At 73.0% G+C, this 18,116-nt stretch carries 20 protein-coding genes; 11 read left to right on the forward strand and 9 right to left on the reverse strand.

The features are described 5' to 3' along the window. Nucleotides 1–35: 35 nt before the first annotated feature. The 5 genes from ACZ407_RS02185 to ACZ407_RS02205 all read left to right on the forward strand — a co-directional run bounded on the left by ACZ407_RS02185 (nucleotide 36) and on the right by ACZ407_RS02205 (nucleotide 4,218). Nucleotides 36–764 (forward strand): type 1 glutamine amidotransferase, encoded by a 729-nt coding sequence (locus tag ACZ407_RS02185; RefSeq protein WP_468124742.1) that lies wholly within the window; start codon nucleotides 36–38, stop codon nucleotides 762–764. A 248-nt stretch (nucleotides 765–1,012) separates the two neighbouring features. Continuing rightward, nucleotides 1,013–2,038, forward strand: a complete 1,026-nt coding sequence (locus ACZ407_RS02190) for a 6-phosphofructokinase (RefSeq protein WP_468124744.1) — start codon at nucleotides 1,013–1,015, stop codon at nucleotides 2,036–2,038. 92 nt (nucleotides 2,039–2,130) lie between these two features. Then, nucleotides 2,131–3,084 carry a cytochrome c oxidase assembly protein gene (locus ACZ407_RS02195; RefSeq protein WP_468124746.1) on the forward strand — a complete coding sequence of 318 codons (954 nt, stop codon included), beginning with the start codon at nucleotides 2,131–2,133 and terminating at the stop codon, nucleotides 3,082–3,084. A gap of 156 nt (nucleotides 3,085–3,240) precedes the next feature. Then, the gene (locus ACZ407_RS02200) at nucleotides 3,241–3,399 is read left to right on the forward strand and encodes a hypothetical protein (protein ID WP_468124748.1); all 159 of its coding nucleotides are present in this window, start codon (nucleotides 3,241–3,243) and stop codon (nucleotides 3,397–3,399) included. 99 nt (nucleotides 3,400–3,498) lie between these two features. After that, nucleotides 3,499–4,218, forward strand: a complete 720-nt coding sequence (locus ACZ407_RS02205) for a lysophospholipid acyltransferase family protein (RefSeq protein WP_468124750.1) — start codon at nucleotides 3,499–3,501, stop codon at nucleotides 4,216–4,218. A gap of 51 nt (nucleotides 4,219–4,269) precedes the next feature. Here the strand turns inward: ACZ407_RS02205 and ACZ407_RS02210 are convergent, their stop codons facing one another. The 7 genes from ACZ407_RS02210 to ACZ407_RS02240 all read right to left on the reverse strand — a co-directional run bounded on the left by ACZ407_RS02210 (nucleotide 4,270) and on the right by ACZ407_RS02240 (nucleotide 10,670). Further along, nucleotides 4,270–5,919, reverse strand: coding sequence for an alpha/beta hydrolase (locus ACZ407_RS02210; RefSeq protein WP_468124752.1), 1,650 nt, complete (start codon nucleotides 5,917–5,919; stop codon nucleotides 4,270–4,272). A 157-nt stretch (nucleotides 5,920–6,076) separates the two neighbouring features. Then, nucleotides 6,077–6,883, reverse strand: coding sequence for an urease accessory protein UreD (locus tag ACZ407_RS02215; RefSeq protein WP_468124914.1), 807 nt, complete (start codon nucleotides 6,881–6,883; stop codon nucleotides 6,077–6,079). 20 nt (nucleotides 6,884–6,903) lie between these two features. Beyond that, complete coding sequence (gene ureG / locus ACZ407_RS02220) at nucleotides 6,904–7,602, reverse strand: urease accessory protein UreG (RefSeq protein ID WP_468124753.1); 699 nt, start codon at nucleotides 7,600–7,602, stop codon at nucleotides 6,904–6,906. A gap of 15 nt (nucleotides 7,603–7,617) precedes the next feature. Next, the gene (locus ACZ407_RS02225; RefSeq protein ID WP_468124754.1) at nucleotides 7,618–8,328 is read right to left on the reverse strand and encodes an urease accessory protein UreF; all 711 of its coding nucleotides are present in this window, start codon (nucleotides 8,326–8,328) and stop codon (nucleotides 7,618–7,620) included. Next, entirely contained in the window at nucleotides 8,328–10,049 is a 1,722-nt protein-coding gene (locus ACZ407_RS02230; RefSeq protein WP_468124756.1) for an urease subunit alpha, read from the reverse strand. Before ACZ407_RS02230 ends, ACZ407_RS02225 begins: the two co-directional genes overlap by 1 nt. Beyond that, nucleotides 10,042–10,353, reverse strand: coding sequence for an urease subunit beta (locus ACZ407_RS02235; RefSeq protein ID WP_468124758.1), 312 nt, complete (start codon nucleotides 10,351–10,353; stop codon nucleotides 10,042–10,044). The genes ACZ407_RS02230 and ACZ407_RS02235 overlap by 8 nt, the downstream gene beginning before the upstream one ends. A gap of 14 nt (nucleotides 10,354–10,367) precedes the next feature. After that, on the reverse strand, nucleotides 10,368–10,670 hold the full coding sequence (locus tag ACZ407_RS02240) for an urease subunit gamma (protein ID WP_468124760.1): 303 nt from the start codon (nucleotides 10,668–10,670) through the stop codon (nucleotides 10,368–10,370). Nucleotides 10,671–11,402: 732 nt separating this feature from the next. Here ACZ407_RS02240 and ACZ407_RS02245 point away from each other — a divergent pair. Beyond that, entirely contained in the window at nucleotides 11,403–11,879 is a 477-nt protein-coding gene (locus ACZ407_RS02245) for a C40 family peptidase (RefSeq protein WP_468124762.1), read from the forward strand. Nucleotides 11,880–12,005: 126 nt separating this feature from the next. Then, nucleotides 12,006–12,401 (forward strand): VOC family protein, encoded by a 396-nt coding sequence (locus tag ACZ407_RS02250; RefSeq protein WP_468124763.1) that lies wholly within the window; start codon nucleotides 12,006–12,008, stop codon nucleotides 12,399–12,401. A gap of 8 nt (nucleotides 12,402–12,409) precedes the next feature. Here the strand turns inward: ACZ407_RS02250 and ACZ407_RS02255 are convergent, their stop codons facing one another. Further along, nucleotides 12,410–12,868 (reverse strand): ATP-binding protein, encoded by a 459-nt coding sequence (locus tag ACZ407_RS02255; protein ID WP_468124764.1) that lies wholly within the window; start codon nucleotides 12,866–12,868, stop codon nucleotides 12,410–12,412. A gap of 231 nt (nucleotides 12,869–13,099) precedes the next feature. Between ACZ407_RS02255 and ACZ407_RS02260 the strand changes: the two genes are divergently transcribed. Both ACZ407_RS02260 and ACZ407_RS02265 read left to right on the forward strand, forming a co-directional pair. Next, nucleotides 13,100–13,975, forward strand: coding sequence for a helix-turn-helix domain-containing protein (locus ACZ407_RS02260; RefSeq protein ID WP_468124765.1), 876 nt, complete (start codon nucleotides 13,100–13,102; stop codon nucleotides 13,973–13,975). 9 nt (nucleotides 13,976–13,984) lie between these two features. After that, nucleotides 13,985–14,221: a DUF397 domain-containing protein gene (locus ACZ407_RS02265; protein ID WP_468124766.1), complete on the forward strand. Its 237-nt coding sequence runs from the start codon at nucleotides 13,985–13,987 to the stop codon at nucleotides 14,219–14,221. Here ACZ407_RS02265 and ACZ407_RS02270 read toward each other — a convergent pair. Continuing rightward, nucleotides 14,218–15,417, reverse strand: a complete 1,200-nt coding sequence (locus tag ACZ407_RS02270; RefSeq protein ID WP_468124767.1) for an 8-amino-7-oxononanoate synthase — start codon at nucleotides 15,415–15,417, stop codon at nucleotides 14,218–14,220. The two genes, ACZ407_RS02265 and ACZ407_RS02270, sit on opposite strands and share 4 nt — an antisense overlap. 148 nt (nucleotides 15,418–15,565) lie before the next feature. On the opposite strand from ACZ407_RS02270, the gene bioB reads away from it, so the two are divergent. Beyond that, nucleotides 15,566–16,810, forward strand: coding sequence for a biotin synthase BioB (bioB, locus tag ACZ407_RS02275; protein ID WP_468124769.1), 1,245 nt, complete (start codon nucleotides 15,566–15,568; stop codon nucleotides 16,808–16,810). Next, on the forward strand, nucleotides 16,803–18,116 hold the full coding sequence (locus tag ACZ407_RS02280; protein WP_468124771.1) for an adenosylmethionine--8-amino-7-oxononanoate transaminase: 1,314 nt from the start codon (nucleotides 16,803–16,805) through the stop codon (nucleotides 18,114–18,116). The genes bioB and ACZ407_RS02280 overlap by 8 nt, the downstream gene beginning before the upstream one ends.

Genomic DNA, 18,116 nt, shown 5'->3' on the forward strand with positions numbered 1-18,116 from the left:
ACGAACCGGACCATCCGGATAAGGACGAAAAGCGAATGAGCGAGAGCAGCCTGCGTCTGGTGTGGGTCTACCCGGACCTGCTCAGCACGTACGGAGACCAGGGCAACGCCCTGGTCGTGGAGCGCCGGGCCCGGCAGCGCGGCCTGGACGTGCAGCGCGTGGACGTGCGCAGCGACCAGCCGATCCCCACCTCGGGCGACATCTACCTGATCGGCGGCGGCGAGGACCGGCCGCAGCGGCTGGCCGCGGAGCGGCTGCGCCGTGACGGCGGCCTGGAGCGGGCGGTGTCCAACGGGGCGATCGTCTTCTCGGTCTGCGCCGGCTACCAGATCCTCGGCAACGCCTTCATCAACGACCTCGGCGAGCGCGAGCCGGGCCTCGGCCTGCTCGACGTCGAGACGGTGCGCGGCACCGGCGAGCGCTGCGTCGGCGACGTGCTCGCGGACATCGACCCGCAGCTCGGCCTGCCGCAGCTGACCGGCTTCGAGAACCACCAGGGCGTCACGCACCTGGGCCCGACGGCCAAGCCGTTCGCCCGGGTCCGCCTCGGCCGCGGCAACGGCACCGGCGACGGCACCGAAGGCGCCTACAACGAGACCGTGTTCGGCACCTACATGCACGGGCCCGTGATGGCCCGCAACCCGCAGATCGCGGACCTGCTGCTGAAGCTGGCCCTCGATGTGAACGCGCTGCCGCCGACCGACGACCGCTGGTACGAGGCGCTGCGCGCGGAGCGCATCTCGGCCGCCACGCAGCCCGCGTAACGGCGCAGTACCCGCACCCGGCGCCGCCCGCCCGGACCCGTACGAGGTCCGGGCCGGCGGCGTTTCCGGTGCGTCCTTCCGCGGGTGCTCAGATGAGCCCCCGACGGCGGATTGAGCGGTTCGCACAACCCGTGTGACCAGCATGTGGAGGATGGTTCAGCCCATGCCCTGTGCGCTTGTAGGCTGACCATCAGTTCCAACCGGACGACGTGGTCCGGTCGTCGGCCCACGTTGCAAAGGTTCTTGCCATGCGCATTGGTGTGCTCACTTCCGGCGGCGACTGCCCCGGGCTCAATGCCGTCATCCGCTCCGTCGTGCACCGCGCCGTCGTCGACCACGGCGACGAGGTGATCGGCTTCCAGGACGGCTGGAAGGGCCTCCTGGAGTGCGACTACCGCAAGCTGGACCTGGACGACGTGGCCGGCATCCTGGCCCGCGGCGGCACCATCCTCGGCTCCTCCCGGGTACAGCCGGCCCACCTGCGCGACGGCGTGGAGCGGGCCCGCGGCCACGTGGCCGACCTCGGCCTGGACGCGATCATCCCGATCGGCGGCGAGGGCACCCTGAAGGCCGCGCACCTGCTCTCCGAGGCCGGCCTGCCGATCGTGGGCGTGCCGAAGACCATCGACAACGACATCGCCGTCACCGACGTCACCTTCGGCTTCGACACGGCGGTGGGCGTGGCCACCGAGGCGCTCGACCGCCTCAAGACGACCGCCGAGTCGCACCAGCGGGTCATGGTCGTCGAGGTGATGGGCCGGCACACCGGCTGGATCGCCCTGCACTCGGGCATGGCGGCCGGCGCGCACGCGATCGTCGTGCCGGAGCGTCCGTTCGACATCGAGGAGCTGACCCGGGTGGTCGGCGAGCGCTTCTCGGCCGGCAAGCGGTTCGCGATCGTGGTCGTGGCCGAGGGCGCCAAGCCGCGGGCCGGCTCGATGGAGTTCCAGGAGGGCGGCAAGGACGTCTACGGCCACGAGCGGTTCGCCGGCATCGGCAACATCCTCGCCGTCGAGCTGGAGCGGCGCCTGGGCAAGGAGGCCCGGCCCGTGATCCTGGGCCACGTCCAGCGCGGCGGCACCCCGACGGCGTACGACCGGGTGCTCGCCACCCGCTTCGGCTGGCACGCGGTGGAAGCGGCGCACCGCGGGGAGTTCGGCATGATGACCGCCCTGCGCGGCACCGACATCACGCTGGTCCCGCTCTCGCGTGCCGTCGAGAGCCTGAAGACGGTGCCGGCGGACCGGTACTCCGAGGCGCAGAACGTTTTGTGACCTTTCCCCCTCTCTTGTGACCGCCCCCGGACGCAGCCGCGCCCGGGGGCGGCACTACTGTGGTGGGGCACCACGGTCAAGGGAGTAGGCACATGGATCACAGCGGGCACGGCATGGACATGAACATGGACCTGCCGCCGTTCACGCTGGGGCGGGGGCTGGAGTTCTCGGCCGACCCCTTCTTCCTGATCGGCTGCCTGCTCGGGCTGGCCCTGTACGGCTGGGGCGTGGTGCGGCTGCGCCGCCGCGGCGACAGCTGGTCCTGGGGGCGCACCACCGCGTGGACGGCCGGTGTGCTGAGCGTGGCCCTGGTGATGTGCACCCGGCTGAACGACTACGGCATGGTCATGTTCAGCGTGCACATGGTCCAGCACATGGTCATCAGCATGCTCTCCCCCATCCTGCTGCTGCTCGGCGCCCCGGTGACCCTGGCGCTGCGCGCGCTGCCGCCGGCCGGCCGCGGCCGCAAGGGCCCGCGCGAGCTCCTGCTGGCCCTGCTGCACAGCCGCTACATGCGGGTGGTGACGCACCCGGCGTTCACGATCCCGATGTTCATCGCGAGCCTGTACGCCCTCTACTTCACCCCGCTCTTCGACACCCTGATGGGCAGCAAGGCCGGGCACATCGGGATGATGGTGCACTTCCTGGCGGTCGGCCTGATCTTCTTCTGGCCGATCATGGGCGTGGACCCCGGCCCGCACCGCCCCGGCTACGTGATGCGGATGCTGGAGCTCTTCGCGGGCATGCCCTTCCACGCCTTCTTCGGCATCGCCCTGATGATGGCCTCCGAGCCGATGATCGGCACGTACGCGAACCCGCCGGCCTCGCTCGGACTGGACGCCCTCGACGACCAGCAGTGGGCCGGCGGCATCGCCTGGGCCTTCAGCGAGATCCCCTCGGTGCTCGTCCTGATCGCGCTGATCTACCAGTGGTACCACTCGGAGCAGCGGACCGCCCGGCGCGCCGACCGGGCCGCGGACCGGGACGGCGACAAGGAGCTGGAGGCGTACAACGCGTACCTGGCCTCGCTCCAGGGCCGCGGGTAGTCCGCCCCTCGCACGCCGGCCGGCCGCCCGCGGCCACGGCGGCGCGGCGGCCGCGGCGCGGAGAGTAGCGCCGCGGCGGCCTTGGCGGGACGATGGCCCCCTGGTGGCCGTCCGGGGCGCAGAGGTCCCCCGGACTGCCGGGAGAAGGGGACGCTCATGCCCGGATCTGTGAAGACGATGGCCGGCCTGACCCTGGGCGGCCTCGTGGTGGTCTCCGCCTATTCGGTGGTGCTGGGCTCGAACGGCTGGCTGTGGTTCGGCTGGGTGGTGCTGGGCCTGCTGACCGTCGGAATGGCCGCCTCCCGCGGCAACTGACCCCCGCCGGGCCCGGCGGACGGCCCGCCGCTCCCCCACGGGTCCGGGGCGAACTGGCAAGATGTGCAAGCCGTTTGCCGGTGACGAGGGGGTCTGCCCGTGTTCTACCACCTGCTCAAGCACGTGCTCCTGGGGCCGCTGCTGCGGCTGTTGTTCCGGCCGCGGATCGAGGGGCTGGAGCACGTTCCGGCCGAGGGCCCGGCGATCGTCGCGGGCAACCACCTGTCCTTCTCGGACCACTTCCTGATGCCGGCGGTCCTCACCCGCCGGATCACCTTCCTGGCGAAGGCCGAGTACTTCACCGGCCCCGGGCTCAAGGGCCGGCTCACCGCGGCCTTCTTCCGCAGCGCGGGCCAGATCCCGGTGGACCGCAGCGGCCGGGAGGCCGGGCAGGCCGCGATCCGCGAGGGGCTGGAGGTGCTGGCCCGGGGCGAGCTGCTCGGGATCTACCCGGAGGGCACCCGCTCGCACGACGGGCGGCTGTACAAGGGGAAGGTCGGGGTGGCCGCGATGGCCCTCCGGGCCGGGGTGCCGGTCGTCCCGTGCGCGATGGTGGGCACGTTCGAGATCCAGCCGCCCGGCCAGGTGCTGCCGAAGCTGAAGCGGGTCACCATCCGGTTCGGGGAGCCGCTGGACTTCTCCCGGTACGCCGGGATGGAGGGGCAGAAGGCGGTGCTGCGGGCCGTCACGGACGAGATCGTCTACGCGATCCTCCGGCTCTCCGGCCAGGAGTACGTGGACCGGTACGCGGCGGACGTGAAGGCGGAGGAGCAGGCGGCGGCCGCGGAAGCGAAGAAGGCCCAGCGCAGGACGCGCTGAGCCTTCTTCGGTCGTGCTCACGGCCGGGTGGGGATCACGGCCGCACGGGACTTACCGCTGCGGGAGCACCGGCAGGTCGGAGGCCGCCAGGGCCTCGGCCTGGGCACGGGCCTTGGCCGCCGAGGTCGGGACCGGGGTGGCGTGCGGGGTGCAGACCACGTCCTTGGCGTCGACCTTGCCGGTCAGGAGGTAGGCCTCGACCCGGGTGTTGATGCAGGGGTTGATCAGGCCGGTGACACCGTGCGAGCCGGCGCCCTTCTCGGTGATCAGGCGCGAGCCGGCCAGGCGCTTGTGCAGCTCCACGGCGCCCTCGTACGGGGTGGCCGCGTCACGGGTGGACTGGACGATCAGGACCGGCGGCAGACCGCGCTTGGTGTGGACCTCGACGGGGGTCTGCTGCGGGGCCTTCCAGGTGGCACAGGGCAGGTTCATCCAGGCGTTGGCCCAGGTCATGAACGGGTAGTCCTTGTGCAGACGGGTGTTGTCGCGGTCCCACGTCTTCCAGCTGGTGGGCCACTTGGCGTCCGCGCACTCGACGGCCGTGTAGACCGCGTTGCCGTTCTCCGCGGAGATGTTGCCCGCGGTGTCCGACATGTCCGGGGCGGCCGCGTCGACCAGCGCCTGGGTGTCGCCGCCGACGTACGCGCTCCAGACCTGGGCGGTGGGCACCCACGCGGAGTCGTAGTACGGGGCGCTCTGGAAGAAGCTGATGAGCTCGGCCGGGCCGACCTTGCCGCCGATGGGGTTCTGCTTGGCGGCGGCGCGCAGCTTCAGCCACTGGGCCTCGACCTTGGCGGCCGTGTTGCCCAGGTGGAAGGTGGCGTCGTTCTTGGCGACCCACTTCTTCCAGTCGTTCCAGCGCATCTGGAAGGCGACGTCCTGGTCGAGGTTGGCCTCGTACCAGATCTTCTGGCGGGAGGGGTTGACCACGCTGTCCACGATGAGGCGGCGGACGTGGGTCGGGTACAGCGTCGCGTAGACGGCGCCGATGTAGGTGCCGTAGGAGACGCCGATGAAGTTCAGCTTCTTCTCGCCGAGGGCGGCGCGGATCACGTCGATGTCGCGCACGGTGTTCGGCGTGGTCATGTGCGGCAGCATGGCGGCGCTGCGCTTGGCGCAGCCGTCCGCGTAGGCGGCGGCCAGCTTGCGCTGCTTGCGCTTGTCGGCCTCGCTGCCCGGAACCGGGTCCATCTTCGGGGCCGCGACGAACTCCTGCGGGTCGATGCAGGAGATCGGGGCCGAGTGGCCCACGCCGCGCGGGTCGAAGCCGACGAAGTCGTAGGCCTTCGAGACGTTGGTCCACAGCGGGTTCTTGGTGGTGACCCGGCGCGGGAAGCGCATGCCGGAGGCACCCGGGCCGCCCGGGTTGTAGAGCAGGGCGCCCTGGCGCTCGGCCTTGGTGCCGGTGCTGCCGATGCGGTCGACGGCGAGCTCGATCTGCTTGCCGTTCGGCTTGGTGTAGTCGAGCGGGACCTTCACCCAGCCGCACTGGATCGGGGCCTCGAAGCCCCAGTCGGCGGGACAGTCCTTCCAGGCGATGCCGGCGCGGGCGGCACGCGCGGCGGCGATGGCCGCACCGCGGGCCGCGGACGTGGTCGAGCCGGTGGTGTCGGCGGCCGCCGACGGGGCGACGACGGCTCCCGCGATGAGCGTGCCCGCTATCAGAGTGCCCGCTCCGCCGAGCACCGCTGTGCGTATCACGTGGTAATCCCCCTGCGTCATGTAGGCCGAGGATGGCCTGAATCGGTCTGACTGCAGGGGGATCATTTCGTCTGAGTGGTCCCTGACAACAGAGTGGCGGCTGGTTCTTTACCAACCCGATAACCGGATGATCGGGTACCGCTGAGCGGTACTCAGTTCACCAGCCGTACACACGGAGGGCTTCGTCGAGCAAGGTGCGCAGCCGCAGGGCGTCCGGAGCCACCGCCGTCACGAGCACCGCGGGCCCCGCGAGGGGCGCCGCCACGGCGTGCTCCCCGAGCACCCGCGCCGCCGGCGGCCGCCGCTCGAAACCGGGGTCCACCACGAGCAGCTGACCCAGGGCCCGGTGCCCGGCGAGCCCGGCCGGCCCGTCCCAGCCGCCGGGTGCCCCCGGACCGCAGACCACCTCCTGGTCGAGCAGGGGCCGCCCGCCCCGCAGCACGGTGAGCCGGCTGCCGAGCAGCCCGGACTCCTCGCCGGCCCGGCCGAGCACCTGCTCCTCGCGCAGCAGCAGACGGGCGGTGGGGGCGAGTTCGGCCCGGGTGCGCACGGCCAGCCTGCTGCCGCGCACCGAGACCAGCGGCTCGGGCAGCCAGCGTACGGCGGCGTCCTCGGCCAGGGTCAGGCGCACTTCGTAGCGGGCCTCCTCCCCGCCGCGCCCGGGCAGCGCGAGGGTGGCGGCCGCCGAGCCCAGGTCCAGGGCCGCGCCCGGCCCGACATCGGCGGTGAGCTCCAGCCGGTCACCGCCGAGCGGAGCGCTCATCGCACCGACCAGGGTGACCCGGGCACCGGGCCCCGCGGCCCGGGTGCGGCGGAGCGCGAGCGGGCCCGAACCGGACAGTTCGGGCAGGGCGGTTCCGCCCCGGCCGTCGGCGGCGGCCCTGATCCGGGCACGGGCGCGCACTCCGCCGGCCCGGCGGTCGGGGGCCGGCGGGGCGGCGGGCCGCGCCGCGGCCGCACGCAGCGCCGACGCGGCGGCGGTCGTCACGGGCGGGCCGCCCAGGCCGCGAGCCGCTCGCGGACCCAGGCGGCCACGGGGGCCACGCCCTCCGCGCTGCGCAGGGACTGGAAGGCGACCGGCAGTTCGCCGCGCTGCTCGCGCGCGTCGCGGGCCATCCGGCCGAGGTCGGAGCCGACGTGCGGGGCCAGGTCGGTCTTGTTGACGACGAGGAGGTCGGCGGTGGTGACCCCGGGCCCGCCCTTGCGCGGGATGTCGTCCCCGCCGGCCACGTCGATCACGAAGATCTGGGCGTCGACCAGCCCGCGGGAGAAGGTGGCGGTCAGGTTGTCCCCGCCGGACTCCACCAGCACGAGGTCCAGCGGACCGTGCTCGCGGAAGGCCTCTTCGAGGTCCTCCACGGCCTCCAGGTTGGCGGAGATGTCGTCGCGGATGGCGGTGTGCGGACAGGCCCCGGTCTCCACCGCCGCGATCCGCTCGGGCGGGAGCACCGCCTCGCGGAGCAGGAACTCGGCGTCCTCGCGGGTGTAGATGTCGTTCGTGACCACGGCGAGCGAGAACTCGGCCCGCAGCGCCCGGCACAGGGCGGCGACGGTCGCGGTCTTGCCGGAGCCCACCGGGCCGCCGAGTCCGATGCGCAGCGCGCGCCGGCTGCCGTCGGCCCGGGCCGGGGGCGCGCTGTGGGTGTGCCGCTGCGGGTAGCCGTCGGAGTGGTCGAGGTGCATGCGGGGTCCTTCGGTTCAGGAGGCGAAGAGCCGCACCGGCCACTCGGCGTGCCGGTGGGCGGAGATGTCGAGGAGCGGTGCGGAGGCGGCGGGCAGGGCGGCCGTGCCCTCGCGGCGGGCCCGGTGCGCGGCCGCGGTGGCGCGCTGGGCGGCCTCGTCGAGCGCGGGCGCGAGCCGGGCCAGTACGGCGGTGGCCTCGAACGGGTCGAGGCCGAGCAGCCGTACCGTGGCGGTGGCCGGTCCGCCGACGCTCTCGTACAGGGCGATGTGCGCGGCGTCTTGCGGGGAGAGTCCGGCCGCCCTGGCGGTCAGCCCGAGGACCACCGGCTGGTGCGCGCCGCGCGGGAAGGCCCGGGCCAGCGCGTCGAGTCCGGGTCCCGGCCACACGGTCCGTGCGGCCCGCAGGAACTGCCGGCCGAGCCGCCGGGAGGTGGTGCGCAGGGCCGGTACGGGGGTGCGGGCGTCGGCGGCGGCGTCGAGTTCCGCCGGGTCCAGCCCGAGGGCGGCCGCCGCGGCGAGGGCGGCGGCCACCAGCCCGGCGGTGTGCAGCCGGCCCCGGCAGAACTCCTCCAGGGTGGCGGCGTCGTGGATGCGGCCGGCCTCGACCGCCGCCTCGGCGCCGCCGGAGTGGGCGTGGCCGCCGGCCGGGAACCGGCCGTCGGCGAGGACCAGGAGGGCGGCCCGGCCGTACGGCGCGGCGGGGGCGTTCGCGGTGGCGTCGTCCATCAGAAGAGGAAGTAGCGCTGGGCCATGGGCAGTTCCGCGGCCGGCGCCGGTTCGACCGCCTCCCCGTCGACGGTGACGGTGAAGGTGTCCGCGTCCACCTCCACCCGCGGTCGGGCGTCGTTCTCCCGCATGTCCGCCTTGGTGACCGCCCGGGTGCTGTCGATGGGGACGAACTGCTTGCCGAGGCCGAGGCGTTCGGGCAGGCCGTCCTCCAGGGCGGCCGGCGCGCAGAAGTTCACGGAGTTCCGGGCGGGCGCGCGGCCGTGGGCCCCGAACATCGGCCGGGGCAGCACCGGCTGCGGGGTCGGGATGGAGGCGTTGGCGTCACCCATCTGCGCGTACGCGATCTGCCCGCCCTTGAGCACGAGGAGGGGTTTGACCCCGAAGAAGGCGGGCTCCCACAGGACGAGGTCGGCCAGCTTGCCGGTCTCCACCGACCCGATCTCGCGGGAGAGCCCCTGGGCCACGGCCGGGTTGATCGTGTACTTGGCCACGTACCGGCGGGCCCGGCGGTTGTCGGCGCGCCCGTCGCCGGGCAGCGGGCCGCGGCGCTCCTTCATCACGTGGGCCGTCTGCCAGGTCCGCAGGATCACCTCGCCGATGCGGCCCATGGCCTGGGAGTCCGAGGAGATGATCGAGATGGCCCCGAGGTCGTGGAGGAGGTCCTCGGCGGCGATGGTGGAGGGCCGGATGCGGGATTCGGCGAACGCGAGGTCCTCGGGGACCGCGGGGTTGAGGTGGTGGCAGACCATCAGCATGTCGAGGTGCTCCTCGACGGTGTTGAGGGTGTGCGGCCGGGTCGGATTGGTGGAGCTGGGCAGCACGTTGGCCTCGGAGACCACGCTGATGATGTCGGGCGCGTGCCCGCCGCCGGCCCCTTCGGTGTGGTACGCGTGGATGGTCCGGCCGGCGATCGCGGCCAGGGTGTCGCCCACGAACCCCGCCTCGTTGAGCGTGTCCGTGTGCACGGCGAGCTGGGCGCCGGTCGCCTCGCAGACTTGCAGGCAGGCGTCGATCGCGGCGGGCGTGGCGCCCCAGTCCTCGTGGATCTTGAATCCGAGCGCCCCGCCGCGCAGCTGGGAGTGCATGGCCTCGTGCGAGGTGGTGTTGCCCTTGCCGAGCAGGCCGATGTTGACGGGGTGGGCGTCGAGGGCCGCGAACATGCGGGACAGGTGCCAGGGGCCGGGGGTGATGGTCGTGGCCTTGGTGCCCTCGGCGGGTCCCGTGCCGCCGCCGACGAGGGTGGTGATCCCGGAGGCGAGGGCGGTGTCGAGGAGGGTCGGCGAGATGAAGTGGACGTGCGCGTCGATGGCGCCGGCGGTCAGGATGCGGCCGTTGCCCGCGATGATCTCCGTCTCGGGGCCGATGACCAGGGCGGGGTCCACTCCGTCCATGGTGTCGGGGTTGCCGGCCTTGCCGATCCCGGTGATGCGGCCGTCGCGGATGCCGATGTCGGCCTTGACCACACCCCAGTGGTCGAGCACGACCGCACCGGTGATGACGGTGTCGGGGGCCCCTTCCGCACGGGTGGTGCGGGCCTGGCCCATGGACTCGCGGATGACCTTGCCCCCGCCGAAGACCGCCTCGTCCCCGGCGCGTCCGGGGCCGCCGCTGCGGTCCTCCTCGATCTCCACCAGCAGTGCGGTGTCGGCGAGCCGGATCCGGTCCCCGGTGGTGGGGCCGAAGAGTCCGGCGTACGCGCTGCGCGAGAGCTCAGCCATCGAGGGGTCCTCCGGTCTCCCCGCGCAGCCCGGGCACGCTCCGGGCGCCGGCCAGCGGTACGAGCTCCACCTCGACCGGGATGCCGGGCTCGAAGCGCACGGCGGTGCCGGCGGCGATGTGCAGGCGCAGCCCGTGGGCGGCCCGCCGGTCGAACGCGAGACCGGGGTTGGCCTCCGCGAAGTGGTAGTGGGAGCCGACCTGTACGGGGCGGTCGGCGGCGTTGAGGACCGTGAGCCGGGTCACGGGCCGGCCTTCGTTGAGGATCACGGGTCCCTCGCCGTGGAGGATTTCGCCGGGGATCACTGGGCCTCCGCCGCTCAGACGATCGGGTCGTGGACGGTGACGAGCTTGGTGCCGTCGGGGAAGGTGGCCTCGACCTGGACGTCGTGGATCATCTCGGGGATGCCGGTCATGACCTCGTCGCGGGTCAGGACCGTGCGGCCCGAGGCCATGAGCTCGGCGACGGTGCGGCCGTCGCGCGCGCCTTCGAGGATGTGGACGGTGATGAGGGCCACGGCTTCCGGGTGGTTGAGCCGCAGCCCGCGGGCCCGGCGCCGCTCCGCCACGTCGGCGGCGACGTGGACCAGCAGGCGTTCTTGTTCGTGCGGGGTCAGTTGCACGGGTCGCACCTCGGGATCGGCTGGGCGAAAGCAACGGGCCTCGCACGTTAGGAGGCCCGTTTTTCCGCCGCGTTAATTCACGTTTCGTGCAGCGCACACCTTCCGTTGCCACCGTGCTCGAGGGGCGCCCGCGTATACGGAACCGAGCACCTCACCTCGGCCACGGACAGTACCGGCGTCCATGCGCAACGTCACACGGGCGCGCGCGGGCGGTTGGCGAACCCGCCGACCCGGACCGCCACTCGACGCGCGACGGAGATCGCATCCCCCATTCGGCGTAGTGGCGCAAGGGGTCGGTTCGCGCCCCCAGTTGCGCAGGAGAGAGGTTGAGCCCCTCCCGCTCAGGATGCTTTCCTGCAGGTCGGAAGGGTCTTGACCCTTCGCCCATGTGGGGTAAATCACCCTTCAAACCCCAATAGGGGCAGACGTGATGAGATTCACATAGCGGCGAATCGCCTTAGTTTTCCGGCAATTCGTAGGTGAAGATCCCTGGGACGACAAGCCCCCGCCGCCGTGGCGGGGCGGTCCGGGCGGACGCCGAGTCCTGCCGCCTCACCCGGACCACTGGTCGACAGGAGTGCACCGGCAGGAGTGGAGGACCCAGGCAGTACGGGGCGGCGGGCGCTGATGCCCGCCCGCCCCTTGGGGTGAAGCCGCCGCGGCGGCCGGGCGAACTTCGCAGGCCCGAATCCGACAGGTCATCCTTCACAGGCGGCTGACGAAGGGTTGCGCATGTACGCGCTCAGGAATGTCCCGTCCGTCGTGTCCCGGGCCGGCGCCACAACGGTGCTCACACTCGCCGTGGCCGGAGGAACCTTGGCCGCCCCGGGCGGCACCCCCGAGGCCCACGCGGCCTCCCTCACCGCGACGAAGGCGCTGCAGGTGGCGGCGTCGAAGAAGGGCTCCCCCTACCAGTGGGGCGCGGTCGGCCCCCACCGTTTCGACTGCTCCGGGCTCACGCTCTACTCGTACAAGCGCGCAGGAAAGACGCTGCCCCGCACGGCGGCCCAGCAGTACAACAGGACCCGCCACGTGTCCGCGGATGCGCGGCTGCAGGGCGACCTGGTCTTCTTCCACTACCGGGGGAACGTCTACCACGTCGGGATCTACGCGGGCGGCGGCAGGATCTGGCACTCCCCCAAGTCCGGTTCCACGGTGCGGCTGGAGAAGATCTGGACCGGCAGCGTGAAGTACGGCCGGGTGCGCTAGGCGGCCGGCCGCACCCCCGGCCCGGGCGGGCGCCTGCCCGGGCCTTAATCCCTGGGAAAGTCTTTGCCCCGCAGGTAGGTTGGGGCCGCGGCGGCACCCCGCCGCGGCCCCGTCCCGAGGAGCACCGTGACCTTCCGCAACCCCGTCCGGCACATCACCGTCGATGCGCACGACCCCTACGCGCAGGCCGTGTTCTGGTCTGCCCTGACCGGCTGGGCCCTGAGCCCCGACGACCACCCGGGCGACCCCGAGGCCCTGCTGGAACCGGGACAGCCGGGCGTGCCCGGGATCCTCTTCATCCGGGTGCCGGACGAGAAGACCGTCAAGAACCGCGTGCACCTGGACATCGAGCCGCAGCACGGCACCCGGGACGAGGAGGTCGCCCGCCTCACGGAGCTCGGCGCCAAGGTCCTCGACGACCGGCGCACCGAGGACGGCAGGGGCTGGGTCGTGATGGCCGACCCCGAGGGCAACGAGTTCTGCGTGGAGCGCAGCGCGGGCGAGCGGGCCGCGACCGCCTGAGCCCCGCCTCAGCCGTGCGGTTCGGCGGCCGCCGCGGGTGCGGGGGCCGCCACCGTCCAGGGCATGACGATCCACACCGTCTTGCCCCCGGCTTCCGTCGGGCTGACCGACAGCCGGCCGCCGGCCTCGGCGGCCAGCCAGCGGATGATCACCATCCCGCGGCCGTTGTCCTGCTGCACCGCGGCCGGAAGCCGCCGCGGCCACCTGGGGTGGCTGTCGGTCACCCCGATCCGCAGCTGCTCCTCGCGCTCCAGGCGCATGTCCACGGTGAACGTCGGCGACTGGCCGAAGGTGTGCTGCACGGCGTTCGTGGCGAGCTCGGAGACGATCAGCCGGACCGAGTCGCCGATCACGTGCCCGTCCGGCAGCCCCCAGTCGGCGAGGACGTCCGCCACGTACCTCCGGGCGGCGGACACCGAGGCGGGATCGCTCGGCAGGGTGACGGATGCTTCCTGGTGGTCTGCCATGGCGACGCCTTTCCCCGCCGGGACGGACTGCGGCTCGTGGCGTGACGAACCCGCGTCGGGCCCCGGATCTGTGCTTCGCGCCAGACTGCCACTCCTGCGCTTCCCGGGTGGGCGTTCCCCCAAGATATGCATATATCTGTCGCTCAAAGCGGTGAACTCTGCTACGGAAGACCGTATTTGGAAGCGAAAACGGCAGACTGACGCGGTGGCTGCCGGTGGAGGGAGACGGCCATGCAGCACGGTCCCGCGGTTCGCCGGCGGCAGCTCGGCGAGGAACTGCGCGCACTGCGCGACCGGTCCGGGCTCACGAGCGGCCAGACCGCCCGGCTGCTCGGCTGGCACCAGTCGAAAATCAGCCGCATCGAGACCGGGCGCAGCGGGGTGAAACCGGACGACGTGCGGCGCCTGCTGGACACCTACGGGGTGGCCGGGGCGCAGGAGCGGAGCCTGCTGGAGGCCCTCGCCTCGTGCGCGGCCAGCGGGGGCGCGGGCGGCGGTCCGGACCGGCAGTGGTGGCACGAGTACCGCGGGCTGCTGCCCCAGGAGTACCGGGACTTCATCAGCCTGGAGGCCGGGGCGCGGGCGGCCCGCACGGTGGAGCTGTCGGTGGTGCCGGGCCTGCTCCAGACGGCCCGCTACGCGCGGGCGGTGACCCGGGCCGCGCTGGGCGGGCTGCCGGAGCCGAAGGTGGACGCGCTGGTCGACGTACGGCTGGCGCGCCAGGCGGTGCTGCGGGCCGATCCGCCCCTGGAGCTCAATGCGGTCCTCGACGAGGCGGTGCTGCGCCGGCAGATCGGCGGTCCGGAGGTGATGGCGGAGCAGCTGGCGCACCTGGCGGAGGTGTCGCGGCTGCCGCAAGTGCGGCTCCAGGTACTGCCGTTCAGCGTGGGGGGACATCTCGGCCTCACCGGGCCGTTCGTCATCTTCTCATTTCCGGACATCGCCGATCTCGATGTGGTTGTTCTCGACCATTTGACGAGTAGCCTCTATCTGGAGCGGAAGGAAGACATCGAGGCGTACGGCGCCGCTTTCCGTACGATCCAGGCGCACGCCCTCCCGCCCCGGGATTCCTCGGATCTCATCAGCCGGATCGCTGACGGCGCGTAAGGAGGCACCATGTCCGCAACCCCCTTATCCCCCGGCGGACTTCTGCACAGCGCGAAATGGCGGCGCAGCAGCCGCAGTACCGGAATGAACAACTGCGTCGAGGCGGCCGTCCTCGGCGGCGGCCTGCTGGCCGTCCGTGACTCCAAGCGGACCGAGGGCCCGGCCCTGGTCTTCACGGGCACGGCCTGGACCGGGTTCCTCGGATACGTCCGGGCCGGCGAGCCCGTCTGCGGGGCCTGCGTCTAGTCCGCGGAGGCGGCGGCAGGGGCGGTCCGGAGGATCGTCTCGACCGCGCGGGTGATCTCCTCCCCCGTGAGATCGGCGCGTGCGGTCAGCCGCAGCCGGGAGATGCCGTCGGGTACGGACGGCGGCCGGAAGCAGCCCACGGACAGTCCTGCCTCGCGGCAGTCGGCGGCCCAGCGCAGTGCCGCCGAAGGCGACGGGGCCCGTACCGACACGACCGCCGCGTCCGGCCTGGCTGCGGTCAGGCCGGCCGCGGTGAGCCGCTCGTACAGGGTGGCGGCCACCTCGCGGGCGCGCGCGGCGCGCTCCGGCTCGCGGCGCAGCAGCCGCAGCCCGCCCAGCGCGGCCCCCGCCGCGGCGGGGGCGAGGCCGGTGTCGAAGATGAAGCTCCGGGCGGTGTTCACCAGGTGCCGGATCACCTTGGCCGGTCCGAGCACGGCCCCGCCCTGGCTGCCCAGGGACTTGGACAGGGTGAGCGTGGCCACCACCCCGTCCGCCCCGGCGAGCCCGGCGGCGGCGAGCGCCCCGCGGCCGCCCTCGCCCAGCACCCCGAGCCCGTGCGCGTCGTCCACCAGCAGGGCCGCACCGTGCTCCCGGCAGGCGGCGGCGTACGCGGCGAGCGGGGCGGCGTCCCCGTCCACGGAGAAGACGGAATCGGTGACCACCAGGGCGCGGCCCTGGTGCGCGCCGAGGGTCTTGGCCACGGCCTCCGGGTCGGAGTGCGGGACGATCGCGGTCTCGGCGCGGGACAGGCGGCAGCCGTCGACGATGGAGGCGTGGTTGGCGGCGTCGGAGACCACGAGGGAGCCGCGGCCGCCGAGCGCGGTGACGGCGGCCAGGTTCGCGGCGTAGCCGGAGGACAGCACCAGGGCCGCCTCGAACCCGCAGAAATCGGCCAGTTCGCGTTCCAGCTCGGCGTGCAGTTCGGTGGTGCCGGTCACCAGGCGGGAGCCGGTGGCCCCGGCCCCCCAGCGGTGTGCGGCCTCGGCTGCCGCGGCCACCGTCGCGGGGTGGCGGGACAGCCCCAGGTAGTCGTTGCTCGCGAGGTCGAGGAGGTCCGACACGGCCGGGCGGGGGCGCAGGGTGCGGACGAGTCCGGCGCGCTCGCGCGCCTCGGCGGCCTCGTCGATCCACGCGAACACGTCGGTGCTGCGGGGCTGCGGAGGGGCGGGCACGTGCGGGGGTGCGTCCTGCGGCATCGGCTGGGTCCTCGCGATTTGTCGGCTGTCCACAGACCCTAGCCTCCGGTGTTCCGGACGGTGGTGTGGCGATGCACACACCCCTATCCCGCGAAGTTGTAGCTTCTCTCCTTGGCCGGGGGTGGTGCCGTAAGTCAGGATCAGGCCCATGGACCTGCTGAACACCCTGGTGGACAAGGGGCTGCGGCGTGAGCTGCCGACCCGCGAAGAGGCGCTCGCCGTACTGGCGACCTCCGACGACGAACTGCTCGACGTGGTGGCCGCGGCCGGCAAGGTGCGCCGCCAGTGGTTCGGTCGCCGGGTCAAGCTGAACTACCTGGTCAACCTCAAGTCCGGGCTGTGCCCGGAGGACTGCTCGTACTGCTCCCAGCGCCTGGGGTCGAAGGCCGAGATCCTCAAGTACACCTGGCTCAAGCCCGAAGAGGCCTCGCAGGCCGCCGCCGCCGGTGTGGCGGGCGGCGCCAAGCGGGTCTGCCTGGTCGCGAGCGGCCGCGGTCCGACGGACCGGGACGTGGAGCGGGTCTCGAAGACCATCGAGGCCATCAAGGAGCAGAACGAGGACATCGAGGTCTGCGCCTGTCTGGGCCTGCTCTCGGACGGCCAGGCGGAGAAGCTGCGCGAGGCCGGCGCCGACGCCTACAACCACAACCTCAACACGTCCGAGGCGACGTACGGGCAGATCACCAAGACCCACACCTACGCGGACCGCGTGGACACCGTGCAGAAGGCGCACGGCGCCGGGCTCTCCGCCTGCTCCGGCCTGATCGCGGGCATGGGCGAGACCGACGAGGACCTGGTCGACGTCGTCTTCTCCCTGCGCGAGCTCGACCCGGACTCGGTGCCGGTCAACTTCCTCATCCCCTTCGAGGGCACCCCGCTCGCCAAGGAGTGGAACCTCACCCCGCAGCGCGCGCTGCGCATCCTCGCGATGGTGCGGTTCGTCTGCCCCGACATCGAGGTCCGGCTCGCCGGGGGCCGCGAGGTGCACCTGCGCACGCTGCAGCCGCTCGCGCTGAACATCGCCAACTCGATCTTCCTCGGCGACTACCTCACCAGTGAGGGCCAGGCCGGCCAGGCCGACCTGGACATGATCGCGGATGCCGGCTTCGAGGTGGAGGGCGCGGGCACCACCACCCTTCCCAAGCACCGGGCCGACGTGGCCGGCGGCGGCTGCGGCTCGAAGTCCGCGCCCGCCCAGGGCGGCGGCTGCGGCTCGCACGCGGCACAGGGCGAGGAGGCCGGCGGGGGCTGCGGTCCGTGCGGTTCCGCGGCTCCGGCCGCGGAGACCGGCGACCTGCCGGCGCAGGCCCCGGCCGACGCCTCGGCCGCGCGCCCCGACCTGGTGGCCGTGCGCCGCCGCGGTGCCGGGACGGACCTCGCGCCCAATGCCTGATCAGCCCCTCCCGCTGTCCGCCAAGGAGCTCCTGGCCCTCGACCGGCAGCACGTGTGGCACCCGTACGGCCCGATGCCGGGCCGGCAGGAGCCGCTCGTGGTGGCCTCGGCCTCGGGGGTCCGGCTCCGGCTGGCGGAACCTGCGCAGGGACAGGAGGAGTTGGTCGACGGCATGTCCTCCTGGTGGTCGGCCGTCCACGGCTACAACCACCCGGTGCTGAACGAGGCCGCGCGCGGCCAGCTGGAGCGCATGAGCCATGTGATGTTCGGCGGGCTCACCCACGAGCCCGCCGTCCGGCTCGCCGCCCGGCTGGTCGAGATCACCCCGGCCGGCCTGGAGCACGTGTTCCTCGCCGACTCCGGGTCGGTCTCGGTCGAGGTCGCCGTCAAGATGTGCCTCCAGTACTGGCGTTCCCTCGGCAGGACGGGCAAGACCCGGCTGCTGACCTGGCGCGGCGGCTACCACGGGGACACCTGGCAGCCGATGGCGGTGTGCGACCCCGACGGCGGGATGCACGACCTGTGGCAGGGGCACCTGCCGAAGCAGGTCTTCGCGGACCCGCCGCCCGCCGGCTTCGACGCGGAGCCGGACCCCGCGTACACGGCGCATCTGCGCGAGGTGGTGGCGCGGCACGCGGACGAGCTCGCCGCCGTCATCGTGGAGCCGGTGGTCCAGGGGGCCGGGGGCATGCGCTTCCACTCCCCCGGGTACCTGCGCGTACTGCGGGAACTGTGCGACGAGTTCGGGGTGCTGCTGATCCTCGACGAGATCGCCACCGGGTTCGGGCGCACGGGCGCCCTGTTCGCGGCGGACCACGCCGGGATCACCCCCGACGTGATGTGCATCGGGAAGGCCCTGACGGGCGGATACCTGACCCTGGCGGCCGCGCTGTGCACCCCGCGGGTGGCCGACGGGATCTCGCAGGGCGAGGTGCCGGTGCTCGCGCACGGGCCGACGTTCATGGGCAACCCGCTCGCCGCCTCGGTGGCCCTGGCCTCCATCGACCTGCTGCTGGGCCAGGACTGGCTCCTGGAGGTCAAGCGGATCGAGGCCGGACTCCGCGAGGGGCTCGCGGCGGCCGCCGGGCTGCCCGGGGTCCGGGACGTCCGAGTGCTCGGGGCGATCGGCGTGGTCCAGCTGGACCGCGACGTGGACGTCGCGGCGGCCACCCGCGCCGCGGTCCGCGAGGGCGTCTGGCTGCGCCCGTTCCGCGACATGATCTACACCATGCCGCCGTACGTGACCGGCGATGCCGACGTGGCACGCATCTGCCGGGCCGTGTGCGCGGCCGCACAGGAGGGCTGA

This window comes from Streptomyces sp. NPDC030809, assembly GCF_055572195.1.

What these genes read in the sequence shown, in the direction of transcription:
- ACZ407_RS02185 (WP_468124742.1), top strand. Translation starts at nt 36, where the DNA reads ATGAGCGAGAGCAGCCTGCGTCTGGTGTGGGTCTACCCGGACCTGCTC.
- ACZ407_RS02190 (WP_468124744.1), top strand. Translation starts at nt 1,013, where the DNA reads ATGCGCATTGGTGTGCTCACTTCCGGCGGCGACTGCCCCGGGCTCAAT.
- ACZ407_RS02195 (WP_468124746.1), top strand. Translation starts at nt 2,131, where the DNA reads ATGGATCACAGCGGGCACGGCATGGACATGAACATGGACCTGCCGCCG.
- ACZ407_RS02200 (WP_468124748.1), top strand. Translation starts at nt 3,241, where the DNA reads ATGCCCGGATCTGTGAAGACGATGGCCGGCCTGACCCTGGGCGGCCTC.
- ureG (WP_468124753.1), bottom strand. Translation starts at nt 7,602, where the DNA reads ATGCACCTCGACCACTCCGACGGCTACCCGCAGCGGCACACCCACAGC.
- ACZ407_RS02225 (WP_468124754.1), bottom strand. Translation starts at nt 8,328, where the DNA reads ATGGACGACGCCACCGCGAACGCCCCCGCCGCGCCGTACGGCCGGGCC.
- ACZ407_RS02230 (WP_468124756.1), bottom strand. Translation starts at nt 10,049, where the DNA reads ATGGCTGAGCTCTCGCGCAGCGCGTACGCCGGACTCTTCGGCCCCACC.
- ACZ407_RS02245 (WP_468124762.1), top strand. Translation starts at nt 11,403, where the DNA reads ATGTACGCGCTCAGGAATGTCCCGTCCGTCGTGTCCCGGGCCGGCGCC.
- ACZ407_RS02255 (WP_468124764.1), bottom strand. Translation starts at nt 12,868, where the DNA reads ATGGCAGACCACCAGGAAGCATCCGTCACCCTGCCGAGCGATCCCGCC.
- ACZ407_RS02260 (WP_468124765.1), top strand. Translation starts at nt 13,100, where the DNA reads ATGCAGCACGGTCCCGCGGTTCGCCGGCGGCAGCTCGGCGAGGAACTG.
- ACZ407_RS02265 (WP_468124766.1), top strand. Translation starts at nt 13,985, where the DNA reads ATGTCCGCAACCCCCTTATCCCCCGGCGGACTTCTGCACAGCGCGAAA.
- ACZ407_RS02270 (WP_468124767.1), bottom strand. Translation starts at nt 15,417, where the DNA reads ATGCCGCAGGACGCACCCCCGCACGTGCCCGCCCCTCCGCAGCCCCGC.
- bioB (WP_468124769.1), top strand. Translation starts at nt 15,566, where the DNA reads ATGGACCTGCTGAACACCCTGGTGGACAAGGGGCTGCGGCGTGAGCTG.
- ACZ407_RS02280 (WP_468124771.1), top strand. Translation starts at nt 16,803, where the DNA reads ATGCCTGATCAGCCCCTCCCGCTGTCCGCCAAGGAGCTCCTGGCCCTC.